Annotated in this window: 6 protein-coding genes; all 6 read right to left on the bottom strand. The window is 77.0% G+C overall.

From position 1 onward, the window contains the following. Window positions 1–56 precede the first annotated feature (56 nt). Window positions 57–656: an NUDIX hydrolase gene (locus tag E4P43_RS19415; RefSeq protein ID WP_135147156.1), complete on the bottom strand. Its 600-nt coding sequence runs from the start codon at window positions 654–656 to the stop codon at window positions 57–59. Between the two features lies 1 nt (window position 657). Then, window positions 658–2,346 carry a CTP synthase gene (locus tag E4P43_RS19420; RefSeq protein WP_135147157.1) on the bottom strand — a complete coding sequence of 563 codons (1,689 nt, stop codon included), beginning with the start codon at window positions 2,344–2,346 and terminating at the stop codon, window positions 658–660. 10 nt (window positions 2,347–2,356) lie between these two features. After that, the gene (locus tag E4P43_RS19425; protein ID WP_135147158.1) at window positions 2,357–4,714 is read right to left on the bottom strand and encodes a hypothetical protein; all 2,358 of its coding nucleotides are present in this window, start codon (window positions 4,712–4,714) and stop codon (window positions 2,357–2,359) included. Then, window positions 4,711–5,856 (bottom strand): glycosyltransferase family 4 protein, encoded by a 1,146-nt coding sequence (locus tag E4P43_RS19430; protein ID WP_135147159.1) that lies wholly within the window; start codon window positions 5,854–5,856, stop codon window positions 4,711–4,713. Before E4P43_RS19430 ends, E4P43_RS19425 begins: the two co-directional genes overlap by 4 nt. Beyond that, on the bottom strand, window positions 5,849–7,471 hold the full coding sequence (locus E4P43_RS19435; protein ID WP_135147160.1) for a lipid II flippase MurJ: 1,623 nt from the start codon (window positions 7,469–7,471) through the stop codon (window positions 5,849–5,851). Before E4P43_RS19435 ends, E4P43_RS19430 begins: the two co-directional genes overlap by 8 nt. Beyond that, window positions 7,468–8,252 (bottom strand): hypothetical protein (locus tag E4P43_RS19440; protein WP_135147161.1); only part of this gene is annotated, 785 nt, incomplete at its 5' end. The genes E4P43_RS19440 and E4P43_RS19435, both read right to left, overlap by 4 nt.

The raw sequence follows: 8,252 nt of genomic DNA on the forward strand, positions 1-8,252 counted from the left end.
GCTCCGGCTGCCGGCCGCCACGGGGAGCGGCGCGACGGCGCGGTGAGCCGCCGGCCTCAGGTCGCGTCGACCGGCCGCAGGGCCGGGGCCGTGGCCCGCGCCTGGGCCGCGGCCAGCAGGCCGACGACGGCGGCGGCGTTGCGGACCCCGCCGTCGAAGACGCGCTGGACGGCATCGGCGAGCGGGACCCGCTCGACGGTCATGTCGAGCTCCTCGTGCTCCACCTCGAAGCCCTCGGGGCGCCCGACGGGCGAGAGGTCCTCGGCGAGGTAGACCAGCACCATCTCGTCGCAGAACCCCGGGCTGCTGTAGTGCGTGGTGAGCAGCGACCAGCGCCCGGCGGCGAGCTCGACCTCCTCGGCCAGCTCCCGCTTCGCGGTCTCCAGGGGCGGCTCGCCGTCGGCGTCGCGGAGCCCGGCCGGCAGCTCCCAGAGGTACTGGCCGACGGGGTGCCGGTACTGCCGGAGCAGCACCACCCGGTCCTCGTCGTCCAGGGCGACGACGGCGACGGCGCCCGGGTGGCGGACCACCTCGCGGACGCTGTCCCCTCCCCCCGGCATCGCGACGGTGTCGCGGCGCAGGGAGATGACCCGGCCCTCGTGGAGCAGTTCGCTGTCGAGGACGCGGTACTCGTGCGGGGCCGGGTCGTCACCCATCTCAGATGCCGACCTTCTCCGGCTCATCCATCGGCACCGGGATGCGGGTCGCCTCGGAGTAGTCCACGGCCGCCTGCACGAACCCGGCGAACAGCGGGTGCGGGCGGGTCGGGCGGCTCTTCAGCTCCGGGTGCGCCTGGGTGCCCACGAAGAACGGGTGGGTCTCCTTCGGCAGCTCCGCGAACTCGACCAGCGTGCCGTCGGGCGAGGTCCCGGAGAACACCAGGCCGGCCTCGCTGAGCCGGTCGCGGTAGGCGTTGGCCACCTCGTAGCGGTGCCGGTGCCGCTCGGTGATGTCGGTGGAGCCGTACACGCCGGCGACCACGGAGCCGTGCTGCAGCGCGGCCGGGTAGCTGCCCAGGCGCATGGTGCCGCCCATGTCCCCGCGGCCGGCGACGACGTCGACCTGGGTGGCCATGGTCGCGATGACCGCGTCGGGGGTCTCAGGGTCGAACTCCGCGGAGTTGGCCTTCTCCAGCCCGGCGACGTTGCGCGCGTACTCGATGACCATGCACTGCAGGCCCAGGCACAGCCCCAGGGTCGGGATGCCGTTGGTGCGGGTGAACCGGATGGCGCCGAGCTTGCCCTCGATGCCGCGCACGCCGAAGCCGCCCGGGATGCAGACGCCGTCGACGCCGGCGAGCGCCTTCTCCGCGCCCTCGGGGGTCTCGCACTCGTCGGACTGCACCCAGCGGATCTGCACCCGGCTGCGGTGGGCGAAGCCGCCGGCGCGCAGGGCCTCGGTGACCGACAGGTAGGCGTCGGGCAGGTCGATGTACTTGCCGACCAGCGCGATCGTGACGGTCTGCTTCGGCGCGTGGACGCGGTCGAGCAGGTCGCCCCAGACCGTCCAGTCCACGTCGCGGAACGGCAGCCCGAGCCGGCGGACGACGTAGGCGTCCAGGGCCTCGCGGTGCAGCACCTTCGGGATGTCGTAGATCGACGGCGCGTCGGGGCAGGAGATGACGCCTTCGGCGTCGACGTCGCACATCAGGCCGATCTTGCGCTTGATGCCCTCGTTGAGGTCCCGGTCGGACCGGCAGACCACCGCGTCGGGCTGGATGCCGATGCTGCGCAGGGCGGCGACCGAGTGCTGCGTCGGCTTGGTCTTCAGCTCGCCCGACGGCGCGATGTAGGGCACCAGCGAGATGTGCAGGAAGAAGCAGTTGTCCCGGCCGATCTCGTGCCGGACCTGGCGGGCGGCCTCGAGGAAAGGCAGCGACTCGATGTCGCCGACCGTGCCGCCGATCTCGGTGATGACGACGTCGATGCGCTCGTCGGTCTCGGCCACCGCCATGATGCGGGCCTTGATCTCGTTGGTGATGTGCGGGATGACCTGCACCGTGTCACCGAGGTACTCGCCGCGCCGCTCCTTGGCGATCACGTCGGAGTAGACCTGGCCGGTCGTGACGTTCGCCCGGCCCGAGAGGTCGGTGTCGAGGAACCGCTCGTAGTGCCCGATGTCGAGGTCGGTCTCCGCGCCGTCCTCGGTGACGAACACCTCGCCGTGCTGGAACGGGTTCATCGTCCCGGGGTCCACGTTGAGGTAGGGATCCAGCTTCTGCATGGTGACCCTCAGTCCTCGACTGGCGAGGAGGGCGCCCAGCGAGCTGGCGGTCAACCCCTTGCCGAGAGAGGACACAACACCGCCGGTGACGAAGACGAACTTCGTCGGCTGGGAGTTGTGCAAGAGCCCGTGATCACGTGTTCCAGACGGTCGACCCACGGGAGACGACCGTAACACGGTCTGCGCCGTCCGCCGGGCCGGAGTGGGGAGCGCCACCCGTCGTCTGCCCCTTTCCGGTGGGGGCACCACCCGGCCCGCTCACCAGCCACACGAGCAACGGCACCAGCACCGCGGCCGCGGTGGCGGGGAGGGCCACCCCGGAGTCGTTGACGGCAGCGCCGATGGTGAGGCTCAGCGCCGTCGCCAGCAGGGTGGCGCGCAGCACGGCGCCGTCGTCGTCGGGCAGCCCGGCGGTGCCGCGCCCCGGGAGACCCCGCCGCGCCGGGAGGCCGCGCAGCGGCCCGCCGCGCCGCAGCAGCCAGTAGGCGGCCGCGCCGGCGACCGGCAGCATCCAGGCCAGCGGGCTGTTCAGCAGGATGCCGACGTTGGCCTCGGCCTTGCGGCTGACGACGGTCCACGCGTCCCCGGTCAGCACCTGCTCGACGAACCGGCCCAGGTGGGTCCGCTCCCCCGCCGGCCGGGTCCAGTCCAGGACGGCGACCGAGCCGACGGCGACCACCGCGGCAGCCAGCAGGGTGGCCAGCCGGACCGGCGTCACCCGCCTGCCGGTCAGCAGCATCGCGAGGAGCAGGAAGCCGGGCAGGGCGGCCAGCACGCCGCCGAAGTCCCGGCCCAGCGGCGGTGCCCCGATCACGGCCACCGCGAGCACCCCGGCCGTGACCACCACCGCCCCCGTGACGGCGCCGCGCCGCGCCGCCGGGACCCGCCGCCCGACGGCGGTGGCCAGCGCCGCCGTGACGGCCAGGGCGCTCACCGAGAGCAGCCCGAAGCTGAGGTTGCCGTAGCCGGTGAACCGGCCGGCCACGATCGCGTCGTAGCCGAGCGGCGCGTCCAGCTCGAGGTGCGAGCCGGTGAGCACGTCGGCCACCAGCGTGCCGAGGGTGACCGCCAGGACCGCCAGCGGCGGCCCGAGCCGCCGGCGCCGCCACGGGCCCAGCACCGCCACGGCCGTGACCACCAGGTCGGCGACGACGACGGCGGCCACGAGCTCGCCGAGGGGCGATGCCGCACGCTGCCAGGGCCAGAGCCCGGCGAGGTAGGTGGCGACCGGCAGCGACGCCACGAGCAGGCAGACCGACCGCACCACCCGCCGGGCCGCCGGTCGCTCGCGGTCCCGGGCGGCCCGCGCGAGCAGGTACCCGAGGCCGACGACGACCGCTCCGGCCGCGACGAACATCCAGAAGAAGGCGCCGGTGTTGCGGTGGTGGGTGACCGCGCCGGTGTTGGTCTCCTCGAGCTCGGTGACGGCCGTGGCGAGGTCCGGCCGGTCGCCGGTGACCCGCAGCGGCTGGCCGTTCATCGAGCTCGGGACGTCCAGGCCCAGCGCCCGCAGCGCGGTGGGTGCCAGGTCGATCAGCTGCACGAAGGGCGCCCGGCCGGTGCTGGCCGAGACCAGCCAGCCACCGTCGTACCCCGGTCCGGAGGCGATGCCGACGTGCAGCTGGGAGCGGCCGTCGTTGACCTCGGAGATCCCGGCCAGCAGCACCAGGCTCTGCCCGGGCAGCGTCTCGACCGCGGCCCGCACGCGGCCCAGCGCGTCGTCGATCCGGCCCAGCGCCGCGGTCCGCGGGAAGGACTCGGTCCCGTCGTCGGTCTGCTCGGCCCCGGGCCGGCCCGCGTCGGTCAGCTGGTCCAGCGACACCAGCGACAGCGGGCACCGGGTGAGCGCGTCCGCGACCTCCGCCGGGTCGGTGGGCACGGCGGCCACCGAGGTCAGCGGCACCCCGGGCGCGGCCGCGGCGAGGGCGGCGGCCCGGCCGACCGCCGTCCCGCAGCCGACCTGGGCGCCCAGCGCTCCCGGCTCGGCGCCGAACCGGACGGTCCCCGGGTCCTCCGCGATGCGGGAGACGGTGACGTCGGGGTCGCCGAGGGCCACGGCGGCGACCCGCTCCTGCAGCCCGCAGTGGGTCAGCGACGTGTCCAGCGGGGGCTCGGCCGGCGGGTCCGGCTGCTCACCGTTCTCGCCCGGCTCCGCCGGCGGGGTGGGCAGCGGCACCGGCGGCAGCCCCTCGTCGGTGCCGGGGAAGCGGGCCCGGTTCCCCGCGCCGAGCGTGGCCCAGCCGTCCAGCAGGCAGCTGGTCGAGCGGGCGGCCCGCACCGACAGCGCGCCGATGGCCGAGCCCTCCGCCATCGCCCACAGCTGGGGCGTGGTGCCCGGGTCGACGTCGGCCCAGGTGAGCCCCGGGATGCCGACGACGACCACCCGGTCGACGGCGGCCTCCTCCGCGGCGCTCGCCGTCGACGGGAGGACGGCCAGCAGCGCGAGCAGCGACCCGAGCAGCGCGACGGCGCGGCGGCCCGCGCGGCTCACGGCCGCGACCGGCGCGGGTCGTCGAGGAGCTCGCGGTAGAGGGAGACCAGGTGGGCCGCGGTCGCCGCCTCGTCGGGCCAGCCCGCGGCCTGGTCCCGCCCGCGCCGGCTCAGCTCGTCGGCGTGCGCGCTGTCGCAGAGCACCCGGACGACGGCCTCGGCCAGGGCCGCGGCGTCGCCGACGGGCACGAGCTCCGCGGCGTCACCGAGCAGCTCCGGCAGCCCACCGGTCCGGGTGGCGACCAGCGGTGTCCCCGAGCGCAGCGCCTCCTGGGCGGTCAGCGAGCGGGCCTCCCAGCGGGAGGGCAGCACGCAGAGGTCGGCCGCGGCCAGCAGGTCGGCGACGTCGTCCCGGCGGCCCAGCAGGGTCACCGGCAGGACCTCCCGCCGGATGCGCTCGGCGAGCTCGTCGTGCAGCGGGCCGTCGCCGGCCACCACGACCAGCGGCGCCGGCCGCAGGCGCACGTCGGCCGACCAGCGGGCGACGGCGTCGAGCAGCACGTCGTAGCCCTTCTGCGGGTGCAGCCGGCCCACCGCGACGACGAGCGCGCGGTCGTCGAGAAGTCCGAGCTCCTCGCGCACCTCGGTGCGGGCCCGGGTGGCCGGCGGCAGCGGCGGCGCCGAGACGGGGGCGAGGCGGACGTCGCGGGCCCCGAGCCGGCGCGCGTTCTCGGCCAGGTCGGAGGAGGCGGCGAGGACGACGTCGGCCGCGCGGACGGTGGCCCGCTCCGCCCGCTGCAGAACGCGCCGGCGCAGCCCGCCCCCGTCCGGGAGGGCGTTGTGCAGGGTGAGGACGAGGCGGGCCGGGCTCCCCGACAGGCGGCGCGCCGCGGCAGCGACCAGGCCGGCGCGGAGGCCGTGGGCGTGCACGACGTCGCTGCCGGCGAGGGCGGCGCGCAGCGCGGCGACCGCGCGGGCGTCGGCGGCCGGTGCCAGCCCGGCGGAGATCTCCACGGGCGTGAACCGCGCGCCCCGGGCGGAGAAGCCGAAGAGCTCGTCGGTGGCCCGCGGGCCGCAGACCTGGACGTCCGCCCCGGACGAGACGAGGGCCGGGACGACGGACCGGACGTGGGTGCCCACCCCGCCGGTGCTGGTGGCCAGCACCTCGGTGACCCGGTGGTCGAGCAGGGGCTGCTCAGCCACCGCGCACCTCCTGCTCGGCCGGCGACCTCAGCTCGCCGATCGCGCGCGTCAGGGGGCCGCGCGCCGCACCCATCATGACGGCCGCGGCGACCACGAGCACGGTCCCCCCGACCAGCACGCCGGCCAGCAGGGTGCCCAGGAGGCCCCCCTCGGGCACGGGGTCGGCACCGAGGGCCCGGGCGACGGCGAGGCCCGCGGCGGCACCCAGCGCGGCGGCGAGCAGGGCGGCCGGGCCCGTGCGCCCCAGCCCGTGCAGCGCGGCGCCGCCCGAGACGCGGACGACGACGGCGAGCAGGCCGGCGCCGGCCACCGTGACGCCGATCGAGTGCCCGGCGCCGAGGGCGAGGGCCCGGTCCTCGGCCGGCAGGGCGGCGGCGAGCACCAGGTCGGCCGCCACGGCCAGCAGCCAGCCGCCCAGGACGCACGCGGTCGGCGCCTTCCACAGCCCGCGGGCGTAGAGCGCCCGGGTCAGGAGGGCGACCAGGCCGTAGCCGGGCAGGCCGGGCATGAAGGCCACGACCGCGTCCCGGAGGGCGGCCACCTCGGCGGTGCTCCCGCCGGCGAGGAACACCCTGGCGAGCGGGCCGGCTGAGGCGAGGACCGCGGCGGCGGCGACCGCGGTGACGGCCACCGTCAGGACGGCGACCGGGGCCAGCGCCCGCCGGTAGCCGGGCTCGTCGCCGCTCTCGGCCCGCTCGGCCAGCCCCGGGTACGCCGAGGTGGCCAGCGGGACCGCCAGCGCCGCCCAGGGCAGGAGGAAGACCGTCATCGCGGCGGTGTAGGCGACCTGCGTCCCGTCGGGGGCGTCGCTGGCCAGCCGGATCGCGACGGCGGCCACCAGCTGCTGGCTGGCCAGGGTGAGCACGCCGGCGACCGCGAGGCGGCGCACGCGGGGGGCGGCACCGACGGGGAAGCGCAGCGTGGGACGCAGCCCCAGGCGCAGCCCGCGCAGCGGCAGGACCAGGCTCAGGCTCAGCGCCACCACGCCGAGCGTCGTCCCCACGCCGAGGACCAGCTCGGCGGGCCGGCTGAGGTCGTCGACGCCCTGGCCGCCGCCCATGCCGGCGAAGACGAGGTAGGCGCCGGCCACCACCACGCTGGAGAGCAGCGGCGCGATCGCCGGCCCGGCGAAGCGCCGGTGGGCCTGCAGGACGCCGGTGAGCACGATGCCGATGCCGTAGAGAACCACCTGCGGGGCGAAGACCAGCAGGAACCGGCTGGCCAGCTGCACCTCGGCCTCGGCCCCGCCGCCCAGGAGCAGGCGGGCCACCGGCTCGGCGAAGAGCGCCAGCAGCACCGCGAGCGGGGTCAGGACCAGCAGCGTCCAGCCCAGGAGCGCCGAGGCCGTCCGGCGCACCTGCTCGCGGTCGCCGGAGGCGATCCCGCCGGCGAGCATCGGGACGACGAGGCTGGCCAGCGCGCCGCCGGCGACAACCTCGAAGACGATGTTCGGGATGTTGTTGGCGGCCAGGTAGGTGTCGCCGGTGCTGCCCGGTCCGACGGTGTTGGTGAAGACCAGGGTGCGCCCGAAGCCGGCGAGGCGGGCCAGCACGGTCAGCACGGCGATCAGCGCCGCGGCACCGGCCACCCCGCGGGCCAGCTGGCGGCCGCTCACGAGGGCAGGCGGCCGAGCCGGTCCAGTTCGCGCAGGCCCGGCGTGGCCTCGATGACCCGGGTGAAGGAGACCTTCTCGCTGGCCAGCGTGAGCGCGGTGACCACGGCGAGGGCTGCGGCCCGCGCGCCCCGCGACGGAACGGACGCCAGGCGCAGGCCGAGCAGCGCGCCGAGGGCGTTGGCGCCGGCGTCCCCGAGCATGACCCGCTCGCCCAGGTCGGCGGGGAGCACGGCGAGGCCGGCGCCGAGCGGCCCGGCCACCAGGGTGCCGGCGGGACCGCCCAGGCCGGCAGCCGCCGCGAGCGCGCCGGCCTTCGCGGCACGGCCCGGGCGCAGGTCCAGCAGGTTGAGCAGGTTCGCGGTGCCGGCCACCAGGCCGGTAGTCAGCACGCCGTCGACGACCGCGCCCCTCCCGCGCCCGCGGGTGAGGACGGCGGCGGCCGTCGCGGCCGCGCCGATGCCGGCGACCTTCACCGCCCCGGCCGAGACCCGGCCCTCCCGCAGCGCGCGGAGGTGCCCGGCGAGGCCCTTGTCCCGCGCCTGCTCGGGCCGCGCGCCGGCGAGGTCGTCGTAGCCGCCCACGAGGCCGGAGACGGTGCCGACCACCGCGGCGGCGGCCCGGGTGCCGGCGGGCGCGCCCAGGACGGCGGTGCCGGTGGCCGCGAGCGCCAGCGCGGGGCCACCGAGGAGCGTCACCGGCCGGCCGGCGTAGTTGGTGCGCCGCCACGGCGCACCCGCGGGCCGGTCGGACAGGGCCGCGGCCCCGGCGAGCGCGGCAGATC

Origin of the sequence: Blastococcus sp. TF02A-35 (genome assembly GCF_004571075.1) — a bacterium.
GTDB lineage: Bacteria > Actinomycetota > Actinomycetes > Mycobacteriales > Geodermatophilaceae > Blastococcus.